This is a genomic window from Thalassomonas sp. M1454 (assembly GCF_007097525.1).
Taxonomy (GTDB): domain Bacteria; phylum Pseudomonadota; class Gammaproteobacteria; order Enterobacterales; family Alteromonadaceae; genus Thalassotalea_A.
Genome location: NZ_VKDD01000006.1, coordinates 300,262 through 322,069, shown reverse-complemented (window position 1 = coordinate 322,069; position 21,808 = coordinate 300,262). Strand labels below are relative to the sequence as shown.

Here is a 21,808-nt window from a genome sequence, read left to right as displayed (position 1 = left end):
TTTTTGTCTAGCGACAATAGCACTGTGGAACCACCTGATCCCATGCCGAACTCAGAAGTGAAACGCAGTAGCGCCGATGGTAGTGTGGGGGTTCCCATGTGAGAGTAGGTCATCGCTAGGCTCCTATTTCGAAAAGCCCTCTGCTAACGCAGAGGGCTTTTTTCGTTGGAGCCTTTTGTGACCTACGTATTTGCAGGCATAGTATTGCGTATCCAATTCAAGCACGCCACTGCCGCAGGAGGTCCCTGATATCGCTTAGGCGATTCAGGGATGACGTTCTAAGTTAACTAACACAGCGCATCAACTCATTCTGAAAAAATACAACGTCATCCCGCAGTGCTTTTGTGCGGGACCTCCCTAATTGACAGTGTGCATATGTGCAGAACCTCCCTTTACTTCTCCAAACGCTTTTCCATAAACTCTCTAAAATATTTCTCATCATCTGTTTCACCACAATCGCTGTAAGAGGTAACACTGCCAATATCTTCATCAATGAAACTTAAATCTGTGGACTGTGCGCATGTGCCATTTAACTTTATAAAGGTTTCATTACCGATTATTGTCGTTGCTTCTTCTCTTTTTTGTAGTGAACTTTTAACATATTTCCTAATCGGTACATTAGGTAATCGCCCTTGTAGTTCGCTTATTCCTTTAACTTTATTTTTTTGCATTACAACCTCATCAATCATTGATTGATCTAATTCCTTGTTAACTGAAATCATTATTTCATATGGGTTGAATATTGCTTTAGGGGGTGATTTTACCTTTTCATCTATTTTTACAACTTCACTTGTAGGTATATCTGGTTTGGCTGCAAGTGCCTCTGAAGTTTTATTACTAGTGTTATTATCTTCTGAGGTTTTAGTAGAGGGAGGTATTAGTTTGCTATTATCGATTGTTTCAACATTTTCTATTCCAGCAGTGCTTTCTATGATTATTTCTTGCTGTTTACTATTTTTTTTATATACATAGCTTTTGATTGGGGGGCGCACATCCACATGCTTAGTGATATTTTTATTGCCTATAGGCGCGTAACAAATAGCCAATATTAATAGGCCATGAATTAATATGGAGAAAATTAAACTTTTCGAAAGTTTGATTCGTTTAATTGATATAGATGTGTATTTGACCAAGTTAAATATTAAATAAAGTAGGTTGCTTTAATTATGACTTTTAATTCAGACATTAGTTGCTTTTTTGTTTTTTAATCGATAAAAAATGCACTATCTCAATGTGTTAAGGTTATTATAGGTTAAACTGAAGTATAGCTTTATAAATAACAAAGCCTAAAAAACTTGGTAATAGATAATCAATGGAATACGAATTTAGAAGAGATTTTATCAATGGCAAAAGTATTGCCAACTTTACTATGGAGCATGAAACATTTGCACCATGGCTAGAGCAAGAAGTTGCAGATGATTTAACCAAAGCTCATAGTATTTTGACTACTTTACAGAACTTTACCGCTAACACGCAGTCAACTGAACGTGTCATTGGCAAAGAATTTAGCATTACCATGAGTTATGAAGATGTTGAAGTTATCGCTAATAGTAGTTTAGATCCCTTAGTCGTTCCTGAGCAACTTGAAGATGATATTGACGATTTTGAACAAAATACATCAGCCGTTTGTGGGCGTGAAGATTTTATAATCATGCTGCAATCTTGGTGTGAATTTATTCAGCGTTAGTCAATCATACGTTAAGGTTTAAAAAAATAATAAATAGGTTGTAAGTAAATGAGTGCAGTAAAAAGTAAGCTAAAACTAATTTTAATCCCAATTATAATTATTCTGGTTGGTATCTTGGTGTTGGCCTTTATGGGCAAGCTAGCTAAACCTCCCGAAAAGAAGCAACAAATTAGTTTAGCTCCTCTCGTTAACGTTTTTCCTATTAAACATGAGACCGTCGCCTTTAGTATAAAGAGCCAAGGTAGCGTTGTTCCCCGTACCGAAACATCCTTGATCACTGAAGTTTCAGGCATGATAACTTATGTTTCAAAAAACTTTAGAGTAGGTGGTTACTTTAAAAAAGGTGATGTACTACTTGAGATAGACCCTATCACTTATGAAGTAGATGTGTTGCAAGCACAATCTCGACTTGGTGCAGCGCAAGCAGTTTTAGTTGAGGAGAAAGCTCGTGCAGACCAAGCAGAAGATGAATGGTTACTTTCTGGTATGACAGTTGAAGAAGCGCCTATTTTAGCTTTACGCTTACCACAATTGCAAAAAGCAGAGGCTGATGTTCTGGCAGCTCAAGCAGATTTAAAACAAGCTGAAATTAAACTTGAGCGAACTAAAATCATTGCTCCCTACGATGCCTTAGTAAAAGAAAAGCAAGTAGATATAGGCCAATATGTTACCTCTGGGATAATGCTAGCAAAAACTTTTGCTATTGATTATGCGGAAGTACGCTTACCTGTTAAACAACAAGATATTGCTTTTATAAATTTGCCGAAAGTAAACCAGGACATACAACAATCAATTCCTGTAACTATTACAGCTAAAAAAGGTGAGAAAGTTCAGAGTTGGAACTCATTTATAAGTCGCTTTGAAGGTGAGATAAATCAACAATCTCGAGTGCACTACCTTATTGCAAAAATAGATGACCCTTATAATTTAACTGAACTATATGAGCACGAAGAAGAGCTTCGAATTGGCACCTTTGTTAATGCTGAAATACAAGGTATGCAGTCTGAATCTGTTATCGTTCTCCCTCGTGAAGTTGTTCGCGGACCGAATTCAATTCATATGGTTGATAAGCAAAATAAACTCCATATTGTCGATATAGATATAATCAGGAGTGAAAAAAAGTACGTATATATTGCTGATAATATTAATACAGAGATGAGAGTTGTATCGACTAAAATAGCTAAGCCTGTAGAGGGAATGGCTGTTCGTATCTTTGGGGAATGGGTGCCACCTGAGTTACCTGAAGAGTCTGATGTAGCAGGTGAGCAGTAGTTATGTATAGAGATCCAAGACAACCTAAACCTGGACTCATTGCATGGTTTGCTAGAAATAGCGTAGCTGCAAATTTACTAATGGTCTTCATTCTTGCTGCCGGCTTTTATTCCTACAGTACAATTAATAAAAAAATGTTCCCTGAATTTAACTTAAATACTATTCAGGTGACTGTCGCTCATTTAGGTGCTTCGCCAGATGATGTCGAGAAGTCTGTTGTCCTTAAAATAGAAGAAGCAATAGAAAATGTACAAGGCATTAAACGTTATACTTCAGTTGCTCAGGAAGGCTTTGCAAGTGTTAGCATAGAAATAAGTTCAGGCTATTCATTAGAAGAAAAACTCAATGAAATTCAAATGCAGGTTGATTCAATAACCACAATGCCTGAACAAGCTGAGCGTCCTATGGTTGTTAAACAAGAGTTTGAAGCTGATGTGCTTTGGGTGTCTTTGTATGGCAACATGGATAGGTTTACCCGTCAGGAAATGGCGCAAGATATCCGCGATGAAATAATGGCACTATCTGAGGTTAATCTTGCAGAGATCGTAGGTAACCTTGAATATGAGATCAGTATTGAATTATCCGAGCTGTCCCTAATTGAGTACGGACTGACTTTTGATGAAGTATCCCAAGCGATAAAACGATCATCCATTGACGTTCCTGGGGGGACAATAAAATCTTCCGGTGGTTACATACAGCTACGAGCGCAAGGTCAAGCATACACAGGAGAGGAATACAGTAAAATTGTATTAAGAACTGATGCCGATGGTACCCATTTAACCTTGGGTGATATAGCAACGATCACTGATGGCTTTGTTGAAGATAATGGCTTTGCACGTTTTAATGGTCAGGCATCATCTTCTATTAGAGTGAAATCTACAGGGGATCAAAACGACTTAGCTATTGCCAAACAAGTAAAACAGTATGTTATTGATAAACAAGATAGTTTACCTGAAGGTGTTGAGTTAACTACATTTGCTGATTCATCTCATTACTTATCTACACGCCTTGATATGATGATCTCAAATTTATTAATGGGGGCGGTATTAGTCTTTTTAATATTAACCTTATTTTTAAGGGTGCGAATTGCTTTTTGGGTTATGTTAGGTATTCCTATTAGCTTTTTAGGCGCGATCTTTTTAATGCCATTAATGGGCGATTTGGCAGTTTCTATCAACATGCTAAGCTTGTTCGCTTTTATCATGGTGCTCGGTATCGTTGTTGATGATGCCATTGTTATTGGCGAAAGTGCTTATAGTGAAATGCAACGTAATGGTCACTCATTAAATAATGTCATTATTGGTACTCAGCATGTTGCCATGCCTGCTACATTTGGTGTTTTAACTACCATAGCGGCATTTGCTCCTATGTTATTCATTGATGCAACCTTTGCCCCATTTTTTGTTGCTATCGCCATGGTGGTAACTTTATGTTTAATCTTTTCAATGATTGAGTCTAAATGGATTTTACCTTCTCATTTAGCTCATATGAAATACACTGAAATTGATGAAAGCAATCCAAGATTAATTCATCGCGTGCAATTAAAATTTAAAAAATCCTTAGACCGAGTGATATTCAAGGTTTATAAACCTTTTTTAGAAAAAGCGTTAAGGGCGAGGTACAACACAGTTGCTTCATTTATCGCTATTTTCCTTGTGTCTATGGGCTTAATAGCCGGTACCTTTGTTAAGGTTGAGGTTTTCCCTAATGTACCAAGTGATTTTATTCAAGGTAGTTTAACCATGGTTGATGGCACGGCTCCTGAAGAACGTAATAAAGCACTTGAACATATTAGTGCATCAGGTTTTCAAGTGGCACAAGAAAACACCATTAATGAGCAAAGTTTTATTCGCAATTTAATGTTTTTTACTCGAGGTGATACACAAGCCGGTTTCATGATGGAACTTAATAAAAGTGAGGATAGAGAGTTAAATGCTTACGATATTGAAAAACTATGGCGCGATGAAATAGGTGAGCTGGCCGGGGTAAAAGAGCTGAGATTATTTGCTGGTACTAATGCCGGTGGAGGGGCCGGACTTGAATTTCAATTAACTGGCCTTGATGATGTTGAACTTGAAGCCGCCGCGCTAAAGTTACAACAGAAATTAAGTGAGTTTGATGGTGTGTTTGATATTCGCAATTCATTCAGCCGCGGTAGTCAAGAAATCAAGTTAAGCATTCGACCAGAGGCTGAAACTTTAGGTTTAACCTTAGCTGATTTAGCAAAACAAGTACGTCAATCATTCTATGGTGAAGAAGCTCAGCGTATTCAACGTGGCCGTGATGAGCTTAAAGTAATGGTGCGCTACCCTGAAGAAGATAGAACATCAATAGCTGATTTAGAGAATATGTGGATCCGCACAGCTAATGGTGATGAAGTACCATTTTTCCAAGTGGCTGATGTAGAAATTGGCCAAGGTTTTTCTACTATCACCCGTATTAATCAAAAGCGTTCAATCACAATTTCTGCTGAAAACGACCCTGATAAAGTTGAATCGAGAAAAATAGTAGAAGAAATAACCGAGGATATTATTCCTGTTATTTTAGCGGATTATCCAAGTGTAAGTTATGGTGCGGAAGGCGCATCTAAAGATCAGATTGACTTTTTAGCGCAGTTATCGGTGGCGGGGCTAACGTCACTATTTTTAATTTATGGTTTAATTGCTATTCCAACTAAATCTTACGCACAACCATTAGTGATTATGTCTGTAATTCCATTTGGCATTATAGGGGCTATTGTTGGTCATTGGATCTTCGGACGCACGATTAACATGATGTCTTTGTTTGGGTTAATAGCCTTAACAGGGGTGGTAGTTAATGACAGTTTGATCATGGTCGATTTTATAAATAAAGCCAAAGCTAAAGGGCAAAAATTATTTGATGTGGTAGTCAATGCAGGTACTCAGCGTTTTAGAGCGATATTATTAACCTCACTAACTACTTTCTTTGGTATATTTCCGATTTACTTTGAAACAAGCTTACAAGCGCAGTTTATTATTCCTATGGCGATTTCACTTGGCTTTGGCATTATGTTTGCCACAGTGATCACGTTATTTTTAATTCCTGCGTTGTATTTAATTAAAGAAGATATTGCCAAGTTATTTGGTAAAAAGCCGATAGATATTATTGAACATGACAGTGACAATGGCTTTCAGGAGGTGTAGATAATTCATGCGAATCATCTTATTACATGGCTTATTTATGCACCGTTTGATCATGGCGCCAATGGCTAAACGCCTACAAAAGCTTGGTTGGCAAGTAGAGAACCTTTCTTATCCAAGTACAAGTACAGATAAGCGTCGATTATTTAATACCTTTGATAAAATCATCAAAGATGGGCCTGTGCTGATGATCGGCCACTCCCTCGGTGGCTTAGTTATAAAAAACTATTTAATAACTCGGCAAGTTCCAGCTGAAAAGGTACCTTTGGTTATAACTTTGGGGACGCCTCATCAGGGTGCTGAAATTGCCAAAGATATGGATAAATTTAATATTCAAAAGTTATTAGGTTCATCAGTTCAGTTTGGTTTATTACCCGAAAATTTAAAGGCTTCCTGGCATTTACCGCAAAAATTAATCTCTATTGCTGGTAACGTCAAACTTGGAGCAAGGCCTTTACTTGACCGAGTTTGGAGAGATGGTGTTGAAGAATCTGATGGCACGGTAAGCATTGCCGAAACCAAAGTCGATGGCATGCATGAGCATATTATTGTTCGCCAAACTCATACCTCAATGGTGTACTCGAAATCTGTTGTACAGCTAATTGATAAATATGCGACACAAGTAAAAGAAGGTTCAGTTTTAAAGTGAAAGCATTAAACTGTTTGTACTTTATCAACAAGGCCATTTATACTTAAGCCAAGTAACACTAATAGATATAAATTCGATAATATTTTTATGAAGCCTTTTAAACTTTTCACTTTAGCACTGACCTTTTTGGCTTTCTTTAGCCAAGCTATGGTTATTGGTGCGGAATGTGAAATGATGGCAAATAAAAATAGCGTAACAGTACAATCCGATATGACGCATATGGGACACAACATGGCTGCCCAATCTCATACGGATATGGATCATAGCAACCATATGATGGAGGCTGATGACGCAACGATGGCAAATATGCAAAATCATGATATGTCTGATTGTTGTGCCCAAAGCTGCACTTGTACTGTGGCTAGTTGTAGCTCTATGGTTATCGTCTCAGATATTTATCTACCATCAATCCATCTTCGTGCTGTAGATAAGCTTTCTTTAGCATTATTTGATATTAGCACACCTATCGCAAAATCCCTTTACCGACCACCAATAACGGCTTAATACAGAACAAGTGCGCCTAAAATTTGGTTTTTAAAACCAAATGGGCATGTTTTTTATTACACGTTTTTTATTTTTATCTTATTGGTGAGATATGTTTAACCTATTCCCTAGATCTTTAACTGCAACTGCAGATAGAGTGTCTATTAAATTACTTTCAGTAAAAACAGTTTTTACTGTTACTTGTGCTTTATTTGCACTGCCAACTATGGCCAATGACATAACGACTAATGCTTTAAGCTTCAGTAAAGCTATACGAGTGGCACAGCAAAATGATCCATGGCTAGCTGGTAATTTTGAGCAACAAAAGTCATTAGAGTCATTAAGTACTGTCTCAAATTCCTTACCGGATCCGCAAATATCTATTGGTGTGGGAAACCTTGCAGCTGATAGTTTAGAGTTTGATCAAGAGCCAATGTCGCAGTTTAAAGTTGGCATCAAACAAATGTTTCCACGAGGAAATAGCCAAGAGATAAAGAGTAAGAAATTACAAATTGAAAGTCAGCAATACCCTTTTCAAAGGCAAGACCGAAAAGCTAAAGTTGCAGTCACTGTCGGTAACCTATGGTTGGATGCTTTTAAGGTTCAGCAAACAATTGCTTTAATTAAGGTTAATGTTGATTTATTGGCGCAACTGCTTGCTGCTACCGAATCTGATTATACATCTGCAAAGGGTAAAGTAAGGCAGCATGATGTTGTTAAAGTGCAGGTTGAAATCATTAGATTAGAAGATAAGCTAGTTAAACTCGAGCTTGAGCAAAGCCGAATCTATGGCCAGCTAAGCCAATGGTTAAGTGATTACACTGTAACTGGTTCGAATTATCATAATTATGAAAGTGTTAATTTAGATAATTTTCAACTTGTTAATGAAATCCCAAATATTGAATTATCGCAATCTAAACTCGTTTATGCCAAAAATTGGTTAAAACAAGAAGAGCTTGCGCAGTACTTTTCTCAACACCCAAGTGTAATGTCTTTAAATAAGAAGCTATTGGCTTCACAAACAGGTGTTAATTTAGCTAAGCAAAAATATCAACCTGAGTGGGGCGTTACTGCAAGCTATGCTTACCGAGATGATGACCCTATGGGTAATGAGCGTTCTGATTTACTTTCAATAGGCGTGGTTTTTGACTTACCACTTTTTACCGAAAACAGACAAGATCAAGAAGTTAAGTCAGCTATCTCGCAAGCTGAAATGATCAAAACAGAAAAATCCTTACTGCTCAGAAAAATGATGAGTTCATTTAGTACGAGTAAAGGCCGCCTAACTTCTTTGCTGCAAAGAAAGACTCTTTATAGTGAAAAATTAATCCCGCAATTAAAGCAGCAAATTGATTCAGCACTGAAATCTTATAGTCATGAAGGAGGGCCATTTTCTGATGTGCTAAGGGCTAAGATGGCACTAGTTGATAGCGAAGTTGAACAGCTGGCAATCAATGTAACCGAACAAAAACTTGTACTTGAACTAAATTATTTAATGATGCAAAACAGTTTTTCAAATAACGCTTACTTAACCAATAACAATAACAGCTATAGCGGAGCAAACTATGAGTACTAATAACGTAATTAAGCCACTTATTCTCGGTCTAGTTCTTGGCGTAGTTGCTGCATCACTATATTTTGTCAGTCGAGCAGATGTAACTGCTAGCTCAGATAGTGAGACCAAGATAGAAAAGACCAATGAACCACTTTATTGGGTCGCCCCTATGGATGCGAACTATCGCAGAGATAAGCCAGGTAAATCACCTATGGGTATGGACTTAGTGCCATTTTATGGTGATAACGCAAGTTCATCATCACAAGTTGGCGCAATAAAAATATCACCTGAAGTGATCAATAATTTAGGTGTTCGCACTGCGCAAGTAGAGTACCGAGTTGTAGATAATAGCGTAAAAACTTTAGGCTATATCAACTTTGACGAACATAACATGGTACAAGTTAGCCCTAGAATTAACGGCTGGATTGAAAAGCTTTATGTAAAATCGGTTGGTTCGACGGTTGTTAAAGACCAACCTTTATATGATTTATATTCACCTGATTTGGTTAACGCACAAGAAGAGTATTTATTGGCATTAGAGCGCAATAATAAGCGTTTAATTCAAGGTGCGATAAATCGCCTTATCGCATTACAAGTGCCAGAGCGCGAAATATTAAATTTGAAAAACACTGGTAAAGTGAAACAAGCTATAACGTTTTATGCGCCGCAAAAAGGAATTGTAGAATCTTTATCTGTGCGTGAAGGGGATTTTATCGAGCCCCGAAAAGGTATGCTAGTTATAGCTGATTTGACTCATGTGTGGCTCAATGTTGAAGTGTTTGAGCGTCAGTTAGCGCAAATTACTTTAGGCGATAAAGTACTTATGTCTATAGACGCATTACCGGGAAAGCAATGGCAAGGACAAGTTGATTTTATCTATCCTGTACTTGATGCCCAAACACGTACATTAACAGTTAGATTAAAATTCAAAAATACCGATGGTCAGCTAAAGCCTAATATGCTGGCAAATATAACAATTGAACCGGCACAAAATGAAGAGTTACTCGTTATCCCTACACCGGCATTGATACGCACAGGCGAGCAAGACCGTGTTGTTTTGGCTTTAGGTGCAGGCAGGTTTAAATCTATAGCAGTTAAAGTTGGTAAAGTATTTGAGAATTACGTTGAGATCTTATCCGGATTAGATACTGACGATAGCGTTGTTACTTCAGCACAATTTTTATTAGATTCTGAATCGAGTAAAACATCTGACTTTATGCGTATGCACCATATGCAAGAAGGCAACGAGGAAAGTAACCAGGAGCAAGATACAACAGCACCCAGTGCAACTACTACAGGCACAGTTAACTCAATAATGCCTAATCATCGTATGCTTAATATTAGCCGAGCTGCAATTAAAAAGTGGAACAGAGAAGCCGCTACTATGGATTTCCTTGTCGCTGATAATATTGATATGCAATTGTTCGATGAAAATATGCAGGTAACCTTTACCTTTGAAATTGTTCATGGTGATTTTATCATTACGCAAATATCTAAGCTGCCTTTGGCAACCAGTGAAGGATCGTCTAACCGCGATCATTCCAATCATTAGGAGCTAAAATATGATTGCTTCTATTATACGTTGGTCGGTGTTTAATCGTTTTTTTGTACTGTTAGCAACTTTTATTATTATAGGTAGCGGAGTCTTTGCGATAAAAAATACTCCAATTGATGCATTACCAGATTTATCTGATGTGCAAGTTATTATCAAAACTAGTTATCCGGGACAAACTCCACAAGTTGTTGAAGACCAAATAACTTACCCAATGACTACTGCCATGCTCTCCGTCCCCGGAGCTAAGACGGTGCGCGGCTATTCATTTTTTGGTGATTCTTACGTTTACGTTATTTTTGATGATAATACTGACTTATATTGGGCGCGCAGCCGTGTACTGGAATATTTATCGCAAGTAACGCCTAAGTTACCCACAAATGCAAAACCCGAGCTTGGACCCGATGCAACGGGTGTTGGTTGGATTTATTTGTATGCGTTAGTAGATAAAACCGGTCAGCATGATTTAAGTGAATTACGCTCAATACAAGACTGGTTTTTAAAATATGAGCTACAGACTGTTGCAGGTGTTTCTGAAGTGGCCACTATTGGCGGCATGGTTAAGCAATATCAAGTAACCGTTGACCCTGATAAATTACGTGCATTCAATATCCCTCTTAGTTTGATCCAAACCGCTATTAAGCAAGGAAATCAAGAAGTCGGCGCTTCGGTAATAGAAATGGCTGAAGCTGAATATATGGTAAGTTCAACAGGATACATAGATAGTATCAGCGACTTAGCTCAAATCCCATTAGGGGTAAATGTAAAAGGTATCCCTCTAAGTTTAAAGGATGTTGCCGATATTCGCTTAGGACCGCAAATGAGGCGAGGTGTAGCCGAATTAAACGGTGAAGGTGAATCTGTTGGTGGTGTGGTTGTGATGCGTTTTGGAGAAAATGCTCAGCAAACCATAAACGGCGTTAAAGACAAACTTGGGCAAGTTAAAAAAGGTTTACCTGAAGGTGTTGAGATTGTCACTGTATATGACCGCTCTGGTTTAATAGAGCGTGCGGTAGAAAACTTATGGACCAAACTGCTTGAGGAACTAGGTGTAGTGGCTTTAGTCTGTTTAGTGTTCTTATTTCATCTGCGCTCATCTCTTGTTGCTCTTATCACTTTACCTATGGGGATTTTAGTTTCATTCACTATTATGTATTGGCAAGGTATTAATGCCAATATTATGTCTCTTGGAGGTATCGCTATTGCCATTGGAGCTATGACTGATGGCGCAATCGTGATGGTGGAAAATATGCATAAGCATATGGAAAAAACACCTTTAACCGATGACAACCGTTGGCAAATTGTTGCTAAGTCTGCAGCAGAAGTAGGCCCTGCATTATTTTTTAGCCTGTTAATTATTACGGTTAGCTTCTTACCTGTATTTATTTTAGAAGCGCAAGAAGGGCGTATGTTTAGCCCATTAGCTTATACAAAAACCTATGCTATGGCGGCATCTGCAGGTTTGGCTATCACCTTAATCCCAGTGCTAATGGGCTACTTTATTCGCGGAAAAGTTATTTCAGAGCATAAAAACCCAGTTAATAGGGCCTTAATTGCTGCTTACTTGCCACTACTTAAAACTGTATTACGCTTTCCCAAAGCAACTATTGCTGTGGCCTTGGCAATAACTTGGCTTGGATTTTATCCGCTAGATAAAATAGGCAGTGAATTTATCCCACCATTAGATGAGGGGGATCTAATGTATATGCCAACAACTTACCCAGGGATCTCTATAGGTAAAGCTCGCGAGTTATTGCAACAAACAAATAAACTCATTGCTACTGTACCTGAGGTAGAGTCGGTATTTGGCAAAGTAGGAAGAGCTGAAACTGCGACCGACCCAGCACCTTTAACTATGATTGAAACATTTATTCAGCTTAAACCTCAAGAGCAATGGCGTGAAGATGTTACCTCTGAATCATTGAAGAATGAATTAAATAACTTAATCCAGTTTCCTGGTCTAACTAACGCATGGGTTATGCCGATTAAAACTCGTATTGATATGCTGGCCACAGGTATCAAAACTCCGGTAGGGATTAAAATTGCGGGGGGAGATTTAACCATTACGCAAGATATTGGCTTACAAATTGAAGAGTTACTATCGAATGTTGCAGGAACTACCTCTGTTTATTCGGAAAAGGTTGCGAGCGGGCGTTACTTAAAAGTAGATATAAAACGCGATAAAGCTGCTCGCTATGGACTTAATATTGCGCATATCCAACAAGTTATAGCCACCGCTATTGGCGGTGTTAATGTGACTCAAACGGTAGAGGGACTTGAACGTTATCCTGTTAACGTTCGCTATGGGCAAGATTATAGAAGCTCACCAGAGAAATTATCACTACTACCTATAGTTACGGCAAGTGGTCAAAACATTACCTTAGGTGATGTTGCTGATGTATTTATAGAAGATGGCCCGCCAGGAATTAAAAGTGAAAATGCGAGAATAAATGGCTGGGTATTTATTGATATTGAAGGTGTCGATGTAGGTTCTTATATTGAACAAGCAAAAGCAGTGTTAGAGCAAGAACTGGAACTACCTCCAGGTTATTCAATAGCTTGGGCTGGGCAGTATGAGTATATGCAACGAGCACAGGAAAAACTGCAGTATGTACTACCTTTAACATTGGCAATTATCATTGTCTTGCTGTATTTAAATTTTCGTAGTGTGATTGAAGTATTAATTATTATGGCGACCTTACCATTAGCTTTAATCGGTGGTATTTGGTTGGTTTATTTACAAGGGTTTAATTTTTCTGTTGCTGTTGGCGTTGGCTTTATTGCCCTTGCCGGCGTTGCTGTGGAAATTGGTGTGATTATGCTCGTATATTTGAATCAAGCTTATAAAGAGAGTACTGAAAATTATCTACAGCAAAATAAGCGCATTGATAAAGCCGGTTTAATTGATGCTATTGTCGTGGGGGCAGGGTTAAGGGTTCGTCCGGTGATGATGACCGTGGCGACAATTACCATTGGCTTATTACCTATTTTATACGGTAGCGGCACTGGCTCTGAAGTGATGAGCCGAATAGCTGCGCCTATGGTTGGTGGTATGGTAAGTGCAGTCGTGTTAACTTTATTGGTATTGCCTGCGGTTTATTTACTTTGGAAAATGCGCAGTATTGAATGTGAATAAAAACGGTTTTTATTACCTAAAACCGTAGGGAATTCATAAGTTTTTGATGCTTTTATAGCTACTTGGTTTGTTGCTTTGTCAATAATCTTTACTGACAAAGCAACCGGTTAAGTTTTGCCATTGCTTTTTATGCGCCGACAAAATAGCGAGACCATTTGCCTAATATTAATTTGCAGATATAAGTAATTATTAGGCTAAATAGTATCACTAGGCCAACATTCAATAACGCTAGAGTTAAAATTATCGGTAGGCTTATTGGCACATCCATTAGCTTTTCCATGACTGCGTACATTTCGAATAGTAAATACGCATGTAAAAAATAAATTGCAAAGGCATAGTTGCCTAATAAATCTAGCCATTTAGGAATGTAGTGTATTGTGCGTTCGAACAGTAAAATAACTAATGCCGAGAATGCTATTTTTTGAATATACCATGCAGATTCTGTAAAAGTGATGATACCCCATTTCGGACTATCTAAATAAAATAATCCTACCAATGCCGCAGTTGAGCCAATAGCAACTAGGGCAAGTAATAATAAATAACGCTCAATCACTGCAATCGTTTTTTTATAATTAATCCCTGCGATTATGCCTAGCATATAAGCACCGAGAAAATAGACAAAGTTTGTCCAAGTAACATCAGGCCATGCTCTTGAGCAAACCAGTGGCGCTAATAATATAGGAATGAATAGCCACTTGCCCCATTCAAGCTTAACGATTTTAGCTAAAGCGGGGGTTAATACATACAGTACTAGCAATACAGGAATATACCAAAAAGAGAATATGGCTGCGCCGGTAAAAAAATTATTGAACACTAAAGTTAAGAAATTAAGCAAGTCTCCATCAAACATTTTCAGTGTGCCATCAAGCCCCCAGCCACGCCATGTTATAAGGGTGGTGAAAAATAGATACGGTGCTATTACATAGGCTAGTTTTGATTTGAAAAAACTGGCATAACCTCTATCGACTAATACCATTGAAAATAACATACCTGAAATGATGGTGAAGTAGAGCGTTGAATCGTGCAATAAAATACTTTCACCCCAGGCAAAAGGCGTTAGGTTTGGCTTGGCTGGATGTTCAGAGGTTTCAGCAAAAAAGAATACAAATTCAATCGCATGTATAGCGGTTATGTTGACTATTGCAAAAGCGCGGAACGCATGAATGGAGTTGATAAATGAATTAGCTATAGGAATTTCCTTTTCTATCTATTGCAATGAAAGGTGCATTGTCAGTTGATTTATTATTTACGTTATCTAGGCGCTTATATTAAGTAAGTTCTTTACTTATATGGCATAAGTATAGTAGGAAGTTGCACTATTAACTTACTTATCGTCATAATTAGGTAATAAGGTAAATTTTATTTTTTCTTTAATTAGATTATTTTTTGAACCCTGCTCTAAATAACTATATACTGTAAATATATACAGTATATTGAGGTTGCTATGTTACAAGTTAAAGTGATTCCTATTTATATAGAAGCAGGTATTAGTGGCTTTGAATCACCTGCCGCAGAATATAAAGAGCTTGGTTTATCGCTTGATAGCCTTTTAATTCAACACCCTAATGCAACATTCATCGGCTTGGCTTCTGGTGAATCAATGCAAGGTGTAGGCATATTTGATAAAGATTTACTCATTGTTGATCGCTCTTTAACCCCTGATAATGGTGATATCATTGTATGTAACTATAACGGTAGTTTTACTTGTAAAATCCTTGATAAAGTGAACAAGCGACTTGTGTCAGCTAATGATAACTATGATCCTGTTGTTATTTACCCTGATGATACCTTTCAGTTAGAAGGTGTTGTTAGTCGCTCTATACGAATACATAAACCAGCTGAACTACAGACATTATTATGTATGCTTTAGTTGATGCCGTTGCTTTTTATGCATCAGCTGAAAAAGTATTCGATCCCACAATAAGAAATAAACCCGTTGTTGTGTTAACTAACAACGATGGTTGTATTTGTGCTGTTTGTCCCATTGCTAGAAAACTCGGCATTCCCAAGTTTATACCCTTTTTTAAAATCCGTGATTTTCTGTATAAACATAACGTTATTATTCGCTCTAGTAACTATGAGCTATACGCAGATCTATCAGAAAAAATGATGAATGTGATAGGCACATTTTGCGATAATCAATATATTTATTCTATTGATGAATCATTTTTAAACCTCAAATCTTATAGTTGTATTAATGACTTATACAAGTATGGGCAAGAAATCCGTAGAGCGGTATGGCAGCAAGTTAAATTACCGGTTGGTGTTGGCTTTGGATTAACGCCTACACTATCTAAAGCTGCTAACCACGCAGCTAAAAAGCTATCTGGATTTAACGGAGTTGCTGTTATTAATTCAGACCAATCAAAGCATAAAATCCTCCAAAGAATGAAGGTTGATCAAGTCTGGGGAATTGGTTCTCGGCTTGGAAAAAAGCTTAACCTGATGAATATCCATAGCGCTTTAGATTTAGCAAACCAAGATCCTAAAAATATGCGAAAACAATTCTCTGTTACAGTAGAAAGGACTGTGTCAGAGCTTAATGGAATGAGGTGTTTAGATTGGGATGATATAAAATCAGTAAAGAAAGAAATATTCTCGACTCGCTCATTTGGCCAACGAATTACAGACTTTAATGAATTTAGATCTGCATTAATTTTTCATGCCTACACTGTAGCGAAGAAAGCTAGGGCACAAAGTTCATTAATAAAACGTATCGTTGTTTTTGGCTCTAGTTCACCACATGATAATGGTTATTATACTAACTCAGTTAGTATTCAGTTTACCTCTGCAAACGACAACACTCTTTATATAGCCCAATGCGTGGCTAAAGCCGCCAAACAAATTTATGCGCCTAATGTCAGATTTTATAAATGTGGTGTTGGTGCAATTGAATTAACAGATAGTTATCAACTAGACCTATTCTCTAATAACATTAACAAGCCTGAGTTAATGCAATGCTTAGATTCAATCAATAATCGTTATGGTACTGGTACGCTGATGTTGGGATCAATGAAGCCTGAAAAGTGGGCTATGAAAAGAGATTTTATGTCGCCTCAATATACAACTAATTGGCATGATATTCCCATCATTGAATGTTAGTTGTTTATTAACCTCTAAAATGTAAGTAACTGGCAAGTTTAATACCTATCAAGAACAATGAGCGATCATTAGCGAATTTTTTAATGAAGTTAATTGAGTATTAGTAGACTTTGAATAAACGGAACAACACTTATGAAACGGCCAAGGTTTGGATCGTAGATCCGACCGTTCATATGAATTATCACCGCCCGCTAATGATTGTTGTTAGCACAGGGCTAGTATTCAAACTAACTGAAATTTGTCAAAAACAAGCGCACTGTTATTGTGAGTTAAGGCACGCTTATGGTGCACTATTATTGTGCAATAAATTTGGTTTGGATTTAACTTGTTGTTTTTAAATGGAAATAAAAGTTGGTACGCAACTTGTAACCCTTAGGTTAGCTTAAATATAAGGGGCGAAATAAATGAAATTAATAAACGCAATAATAAAACCATTTAAATTGGATGACGTCAGAGAAGCTATCTCTGAAGTTGGTGTTGAAGGCTTAACAGTAAGTGAAGTTCGCGGCTTTGGTCGTCAGAAAGGTCACACTGAATTATACCGTGGTGCAGAGTATCAAGTAGATTTCTTACCAAAAGTTAAGTTGGAAATTGCGGTTAAGGCAGAAGATGCTGACCGTATAATTGAAGCAATTAGCAAGTCTGCTCATACCGGTAAAATCGGTGATGGTAAAATCTTTGTTTACGATCTTGAATCAGCGGTACGTATTCGTACTGGTGAACTAGATACTGCAGCACTTTAATAAGGAGAATAATAATGGAAGAGTTAACAACTTTAACAGGCACAGTAACTGAATTACGATTCGCCTTAGATACTTTTTACTTTTTAATGTCAGGTGTATTAGTGATGTGGATGGCAGCAGGTTTTGCCATGTTAGAAGCGGGTTTAGTTCGTTCTAAAAATACCACAGAAATTTTAACTAAGAATATTTGTTTATATTCAATTGCTTGTGTAATGTTTTTATTAGTTGGTTACAACATCATGTATGTAGACAACGTTGAAGGCGGAATACTACCAAGCTTTGGCGCATTAATTGGCACACAAGCTGAAGGTGCAGATCACTCTTTAGAATCTGATTTCTTCTTCCAAGTTGTATTCGTTGCAACAGCTATGTCAATTGTATCTGGCGCAGTTGCTGAGCGTATGAAACTTTGGTCTTTCTTAATCTTTACTGTTGTTTTAACAGCGGTTATTTACCCTGTAGAAGGTTACTGGACTTGGGGTGGTGGTTTCTTATCTGAAGCTGGTTTCTCTGATTTTGCAGGTTCTGGTATTGTTCACATGGCCGGTGCTGCAGCAGCATTAGCAGGTGTATTATTACTTGGTGCACGTAAAGGTAAATACGGTAAGAACGGTGAAGTATTCCCAATTCCTGGTTCAAACATGCCTCTAGCTACTTTAGGTACATTTATTTTATGGATGGGTTGGTTTGGTTTTAACGGTGGTTCTCAGTTATTACTTTCTGATGCTGAAAACTCAACTGCAGTTGGTCAAATTTTCTTAAATACTAATGCGGCAGCAGCAGCTGGTGCGGTAGCGGCATTATTACTAAATAAAGTAATTTGGGGTAAAGCTGATTTAACTATGATCCTTAACGGTGCTTTAGCTGGTCTTGTTGCAATTACTGCTGACCCTCTATCTCCATCACCTATCTTTGCCAGCATAATTGGTGCTCTTGGTGGTATGTTAGTTGTGTTATCAATTACTACATTAGATAAGCTTAAGATTGATGATCCAGTGGGTGCTATTTCAGTTCACGGTGTAGTAGGTTTCTACGCTCTAATGGCTGTACCATTTAGCAATGGCGATGCAACATTTGGTGCTCAACTATACGGTGCATTCGTTATCTTTGCATGGGTATTCGCAGCAAGCTTCGTTGTATGGACAATCCTTAAGAAGACTGTTGGTATTCGTGTTAGCGATGAAGAAGAATACGAAGGTGTTGATAAGTCTGATTGTGGTGTTGAAGCATACCCAGAGTTCGTTACACTTAAATAATATTAGGTAAAACCTAACTAGAGCAAAGGGAGCCATTGGCTCCCTTTTTGTTTATTAGTATTTAACTAGTAGTAAGTAGTTATTTTCTAGGTGTGATTTTAAATTTTTTCTTTGCTGGCTTCGCTTTATTTGAGCTCGGTTTTGCTGGCGCAGATTTAGTAGGTGTTGCTTTAGCTCTTGGCTTAGGTTGAGGGTTTTCAACATAATAAATACCATCAGCTTCAATACGTACACGTCCTCGCTTTAATAAATTACCAACAGTGCTTTTAAATGTTTTTTTACTTACACCAAAGGTTTTTTGAATTAGCTCAGGCGTGCTTTTATCATTTATCGCACTAAAGCCATCATTATCTTGTAGGTAGCTAATAAAGCTCGGCGCAAAGTCATTTACTTTGCCAATGCCTGAGCGTGTTAGAATCAAATCTACTCGTCCATCCGGGCGCATGTTTTTAACATAGCCTTGAATTCTTTTACCAACACGTAAAGGTTGGAATATCTCATTATCGTATAATAAGCCCCAATTACGTTCGTTAATAATGGCTTTGAAGCCTAGGTCAGTTTTATCACCAATGATAAGGTCTACACGTTCACCTATTTCAAAGTTTGCTGGCCAAATATCAAGGTACTTATCTAGTTTACTTGATGCGGCAATACGATCGGTGTGGCTGTCTTGATAGATTTTTACTAAGTAGTATTTATCAACCACCATTTTATGATGCTGCTGATTATACGGTACTAATAAATCTTTAGATAAACCCCAATCTAGGAATGCACCCATTTGATTAACTTGAATAACTTTTAAGCTAACAAAGTCATCTACTTGGCCTTTGGCTTTTTCTGTTGTAGCTATTAAACGATCATTTGAGTCAAAATAAACAAAGACTTCAACACTACTTCCTTCAAGGCAGTCTTCTGGCATGTAACGATTAGGGAGTAAAATTTCACCTAAATTTCCACCATCTAAATAAGCACCAAAGTCAGTTAACTTTAATACCTTTAGTGTGTTGAACTTACCTATATCTGCCATTGAATTTCCTGAACTGAGTATGTTTAAAGCGCTATTTTAACAAGGTGCACCTTGTTAATGATAGTAATAATACAATTAAATACTTTTAAGCTTATATTTTGGGGTTCAACTGCTTTTGAATTTTAAGTTTGCATTGAATGTATTCGCTATGGCGAAGGTGTAATAAATCGGCAATGCGTCTGATTATATGTTCCTCAATCGCATCTAATACGCCATCTGCATAAGCCACTAACCAAAGCGACTCAACAATTTTTATGCGCTCTTCTAATGGGAATTGATTGTTAATGGTATTGGTAAAGCGATAAAAATCATTGGCATGAAATGACTCATCTTCAGCCGCAGCTAATATTTCAAGTACTTCATTTTTATTTAATTTAAACTGTTTTTGCAGTAGCTCGATTACTTTGCTGATTTCTGTCTCGCTATTTTCTTGATCTGCGCGCATAACTTCAAATAGTAATACTGCAGTAGCAATCTCAATAGAGAGGACATTACCAACAACGTTTTCTTGTTGTAAATTTTTTATAAAAACTCGAATTCTACTTATCATTTTAATTCTCTTTGGTGATTTGAAATTGATTTCGACCAGAATGTTTTGCTAAATATAGAGCTTTATCAGCAATGTTTATAACTTGGGTTAAGTCGATCATTTCATTTTTATCTCTAGGAGGTGTTAATAAAACGGCTCCAAGGCTTATCGTAATAGTTTCTGCGATATCTGAATCGGGGTGATGTATATTTAAATCTCGAATATTTTCTAATATTTCAGATAGCTTAATTTCTAAAGCGCTTAATTCTATGCCACTGAATAATATTATAAACTCTTCTCCGCCGTAACGTGCAACAGCATCGTTCACACGTCTTGTTGATAAAGCTAAGCTTTGCGCAACTTGCTTTAAAGCATCATCACCTGCAGTGTGTCCTAAAGAGTCATTGTATTTTTTAAAATAATCAATATCGCACATGACGATAGCAAATGGCGTATTGTTACGCTGTAAGTGTCCTAGCTCCTTTGTGAAGTGTTGTTCAAAAGCCGTTCTGTTTGGGATTTGGGTTAAACCATCAGTTAAACTTAGCTTTTCTAGCTGAGTTTGCTGGTTTTCTACCGTGCTAACCATGTGGTTAAATTCATCTGTAAGGCGTTTAAATTCAGTTACGGTAAACTGAGCTGTAAGTGCAGATAGCTTTTTACTCTTCACTATTTCTGACAATTCGCTATTTACAACATTCATCGGGTTAATTAAGATTTTTTTTATAAAGGTAAACATAAACATCATAACTAACAGCTGTACTGCTATAGTGATTGTTAAGTCTCTGGTGAGTATAGTTAATTCAAAATTATCAAAATGTTCAACCTGCATAACCAAGCTTGGTTGCTTATATATATCTTCTACCACCCATAAGTTACTTTGATTTTTAGTTGTTAACTTAAACAAGTCTGTGATCCTAGGGAACTCTTTATAACTTTCATCATAAGGGATTACTTTTAGCTTTAATTGAGTTGAATCAGCGACATTGTCGGTTAAGGCTTGATCAAAGCGCTTGAGATAAATTAATTGACCATTACTTTTGGCTGTATTGGATGAATTACTTATATTGGTAATGGCAAAAATCATGGTTCCTTCTTTAGTTTTTACTATGCCATGACGTGCCTGGTTAGTTGCTCGTTTAAAATTAACTATTTTTGATGAAAACAAGCCTTTGTCGTCAAGCAGATCGTTAAAGTTAAGTTCTTGTTGAGTTAAATGATCAAAGCCTTTGGAAAATAAGATATTGTTTTTATTATCGATAATAAAAACAGCATCGATAGAAAGGTTTGTGAATGTTTGTATGTCATAGTTATTATCTAAATATGATTGGTTATAGTTTTTAACAAAATTATATGTGTCATCCCAGATGGCGTAATCGTAATTCATCTGCTTTAAATTTTCAGACTCATCAATTAACGAAAAATATAAAGCATTTAGCTCCCTTTTATGTAATCTTTCAATTGCTGCTCGCTCTTTAGGGATCTCTACAAAATAACGATAAGAAAAGGTGATCACCATCATTAAAAATATTAATGAGGCAAAAGACCATTTCATTAATGAATTTATTGATGTGTGTTGTTTCATTTAACGACCTTACTAGTTGCTTCTCTTTGTTGTTCTTTAGTCAGCTTAAACTAAATGATTGAATTCACTCG

The 21,808-nt window shown here is 37.2% G+C and carries 17 protein-coding genes and 1 rRNA gene; 13 read left to right on the top strand and 5 right to left on the bottom strand.

Going from position 1 to position 21,808, the window contains the following annotated elements; all coding sequences use genetic code 11:
* The first annotated feature begins 6 nt into the window (after positions 1–6).
* Positions 7–121: ribosomal RNA gene (rrf, locus tag FNN08_RS14045) — 5S ribosomal RNA — on the top strand.
* A 271-nt stretch (positions 122–392) separates the two neighbouring features.
* Here the strand turns inward: rrf and FNN08_RS14040 are convergent.
* Complete coding sequence (locus tag FNN08_RS14040; protein ID WP_143586855.1) at positions 393–1,046, bottom strand: hypothetical protein; 654 nt, start codon at positions 1,044–1,046, stop codon at positions 393–395.
* 266 nt (positions 1,047–1,312) lie between these two features.
* Between FNN08_RS14040 and FNN08_RS14035 the strand changes: the two genes are divergently transcribed.
* From FNN08_RS14035 to FNN08_RS14000, 8 genes are all read left to right on the top strand, one after another.
* Positions 1,313–1,687 carry a YacL family protein gene (locus FNN08_RS14035; protein WP_143586853.1) on the top strand — a complete coding sequence of 125 codons (375 nt, stop codon included), beginning with the start codon at positions 1,313–1,315 and terminating at the stop codon, positions 1,685–1,687.
* A gap of 48 nt (positions 1,688–1,735) precedes the next feature.
* Positions 1,736–2,959, top strand: coding sequence for an efflux RND transporter periplasmic adaptor subunit (locus tag FNN08_RS14030; protein WP_143586851.1), 1,224 nt, complete (start codon positions 1,736–1,738; stop codon positions 2,957–2,959).
* A 2-nt stretch (positions 2,960–2,961) separates the two neighbouring features.
* Positions 2,962–6,123: an efflux RND transporter permease subunit gene (locus FNN08_RS14025; RefSeq protein ID WP_143586849.1), complete on the top strand. Its 3,162-nt coding sequence runs from the start codon at positions 2,962–2,964 to the stop codon at positions 6,121–6,123.
* Positions 6,124–6,130: 7 nt separating this feature from the next.
* Positions 6,131–6,769, top strand: a complete 639-nt coding sequence (locus tag FNN08_RS14020) for a triacylglycerol lipase (RefSeq protein WP_143586847.1) — start codon at positions 6,131–6,133, stop codon at positions 6,767–6,769.
* A gap of 87 nt (positions 6,770–6,856) precedes the next feature.
* Positions 6,857–7,273, top strand: a complete 417-nt coding sequence (locus tag FNN08_RS14015; RefSeq protein WP_143586845.1) for a hypothetical protein — start codon at positions 6,857–6,859, stop codon at positions 7,271–7,273.
* 91 nt (positions 7,274–7,364) lie between these two features.
* The gene (locus tag FNN08_RS14010) at positions 7,365–8,828 is read left to right on the top strand and encodes a TolC family protein (protein ID WP_143586843.1); all 1,464 of its coding nucleotides are present in this window, start codon (positions 7,365–7,367) and stop codon (positions 8,826–8,828) included.
* Positions 8,818–10,359, top strand: a complete 1,542-nt coding sequence (locus FNN08_RS14005) for an efflux RND transporter periplasmic adaptor subunit (protein ID WP_143586841.1) — start codon at positions 8,818–8,820, stop codon at positions 10,357–10,359. Before FNN08_RS14010 ends, FNN08_RS14005 begins: the two co-directional genes overlap by 11 nt.
* A 10-nt stretch (positions 10,360–10,369) precedes the next feature.
* Positions 10,370–13,495, top strand: a complete 3,126-nt coding sequence (locus tag FNN08_RS14000; protein ID WP_143586839.1) for an efflux RND transporter permease subunit — start codon at positions 10,370–10,372, stop codon at positions 13,493–13,495.
* Positions 13,496–13,622: 127 nt separating this feature from the next.
* Here FNN08_RS14000 and FNN08_RS13995 read toward each other — a convergent pair whose 3' ends face one another.
* Entirely contained in the window at positions 13,623–14,660 is a 1,038-nt protein-coding gene (locus tag FNN08_RS13995; protein WP_260679360.1) for an acyltransferase family protein, read from the bottom strand.
* A 279-nt stretch (positions 14,661–14,939) separates the two neighbouring features.
* On the opposite strand from FNN08_RS13995, the gene FNN08_RS13990 reads away from it, so the two are divergent.
* The 4 genes from FNN08_RS13990 to FNN08_RS13975 all read left to right on the top strand — a co-directional run bounded on the left by FNN08_RS13990 (position 14,940) and on the right by FNN08_RS13975 (position 18,596).
* A complete protein-coding gene (locus FNN08_RS13990) occupies positions 14,940–15,365 on the top strand; it encodes a LexA family protein (protein ID WP_143586835.1) in 426 nt (141 codons plus the stop codon).
* Complete coding sequence (locus tag FNN08_RS13985; protein ID WP_143586834.1) at positions 15,353–16,597, top strand: Y-family DNA polymerase; 1,245 nt, start codon at positions 15,353–15,355, stop codon at positions 16,595–16,597. The genes FNN08_RS13990 and FNN08_RS13985 overlap by 13 nt, the downstream gene beginning before the upstream one ends.
* 404 nt (positions 16,598–17,001) lie before the next feature.
* Entirely contained in the window at positions 17,002–17,340 is a 339-nt protein-coding gene (locus FNN08_RS13980) for a P-II family nitrogen regulator (protein WP_143586832.1), read from the top strand.
* 14 nt (positions 17,341–17,354) lie between these two features.
* Positions 17,355–18,596, top strand: a complete 1,242-nt coding sequence (locus FNN08_RS13975) for an ammonium transporter (RefSeq protein ID WP_143586830.1) — start codon at positions 17,355–17,357, stop codon at positions 18,594–18,596.
* Positions 18,597–18,675: 79 nt separating this feature from the next.
* Here FNN08_RS13975 and FNN08_RS13970 read toward each other — a convergent pair whose 3' ends face one another.
* The 3 genes from FNN08_RS13970 to FNN08_RS13960 all read right to left on the bottom strand — a co-directional run bounded on the left by FNN08_RS13970 (position 18,676) and on the right by FNN08_RS13960 (position 21,737).
* Positions 18,676–19,623: a S1 RNA-binding domain-containing protein gene (locus tag FNN08_RS13970; protein WP_185962675.1), complete on the bottom strand. Its 948-nt coding sequence runs from the start codon at positions 19,621–19,623 to the stop codon at positions 18,676–18,678.
* Positions 19,624–19,714: 91 nt separating this feature from the next.
* Positions 19,715–20,173, bottom strand: a complete 459-nt coding sequence (locus FNN08_RS13965; protein ID WP_143586826.1) for a TerB family tellurite resistance protein — start codon at positions 20,171–20,173, stop codon at positions 19,715–19,717.
* Between the two features lies 1 nt (position 20,174).
* The gene (locus tag FNN08_RS13960; protein ID WP_143586824.1) at positions 20,175–21,737 is read right to left on the bottom strand and encodes a diguanylate cyclase; all 1,563 of its coding nucleotides are present in this window, start codon (positions 21,735–21,737) and stop codon (positions 20,175–20,177) included.
* Positions 21,738–21,808: the final 71 nt, after the last annotated feature.

What these genes read in the sequence shown, in the direction of transcription:
- FNN08_RS14015 (WP_143586845.1), top strand. Translation starts at nt 6,857, where the DNA reads ATGAAGCCTTTTAAACTTTTCACTTTAGCACTGACCTTTTTGGCTTTC.
- FNN08_RS14030 (WP_143586851.1), top strand. Translation starts at nt 1,736, where the DNA reads ATGAGTGCAGTAAAAAGTAAGCTAAAACTAATTTTAATCCCAATTATA.
- FNN08_RS13970 (WP_185962675.1), bottom strand. Translation starts at nt 19,623, where the DNA reads ATGGCAGATATAGGTAAGTTCAACACACTAAAGGTATTAAAGTTAACT.
- FNN08_RS14005 (WP_143586841.1), top strand. Translation starts at nt 8,818, where the DNA reads ATGAGTACTAATAACGTAATTAAGCCACTTATTCTCGGTCTAGTTCTT.
- FNN08_RS13975 (WP_143586830.1), top strand. Translation starts at nt 17,355, where the DNA reads ATGGAAGAGTTAACAACTTTAACAGGCACAGTAACTGAATTACGATTC.
- FNN08_RS14020 (WP_143586847.1), top strand. Translation starts at nt 6,131, where the DNA reads ATGCGAATCATCTTATTACATGGCTTATTTATGCACCGTTTGATCATG.
- FNN08_RS13965 (WP_143586826.1), bottom strand. Translation starts at nt 20,173, where the DNA reads ATGATAAGTAGAATTCGAGTTTTTATAAAAAATTTACAACAAGAAAAC.
- FNN08_RS14035 (WP_143586853.1), top strand. Translation starts at nt 1,313, where the DNA reads ATGGAATACGAATTTAGAAGAGATTTTATCAATGGCAAAAGTATTGCC.
- FNN08_RS14010 (WP_143586843.1), top strand. Translation starts at nt 7,365, where the DNA reads ATGTTTAACCTATTCCCTAGATCTTTAACTGCAACTGCAGATAGAGTG.
- FNN08_RS13985 (WP_143586834.1), top strand. Translation starts at nt 15,353, where the DNA reads ATGTATGCTTTAGTTGATGCCGTTGCTTTTTATGCATCAGCTGAAAAA.
- FNN08_RS14025 (WP_143586849.1), top strand. Translation starts at nt 2,962, where the DNA reads ATGTATAGAGATCCAAGACAACCTAAACCTGGACTCATTGCATGGTTT.
- FNN08_RS13980 (WP_143586832.1), top strand. Translation starts at nt 17,002, where the DNA reads ATGAAATTAATAAACGCAATAATAAAACCATTTAAATTGGATGACGTC.
- FNN08_RS13960 (WP_143586824.1), bottom strand. Translation starts at nt 21,737, where the DNA reads ATGAAACAACACACATCAATAAATTCATTAATGAAATGGTCTTTTGCC.
- FNN08_RS14000 (WP_143586839.1), top strand. Translation starts at nt 10,370, where the DNA reads ATGATTGCTTCTATTATACGTTGGTCGGTGTTTAATCGTTTTTTTGTA.
- FNN08_RS13990 (WP_143586835.1), top strand. Translation starts at nt 14,940, where the DNA reads ATGTTACAAGTTAAAGTGATTCCTATTTATATAGAAGCAGGTATTAGT.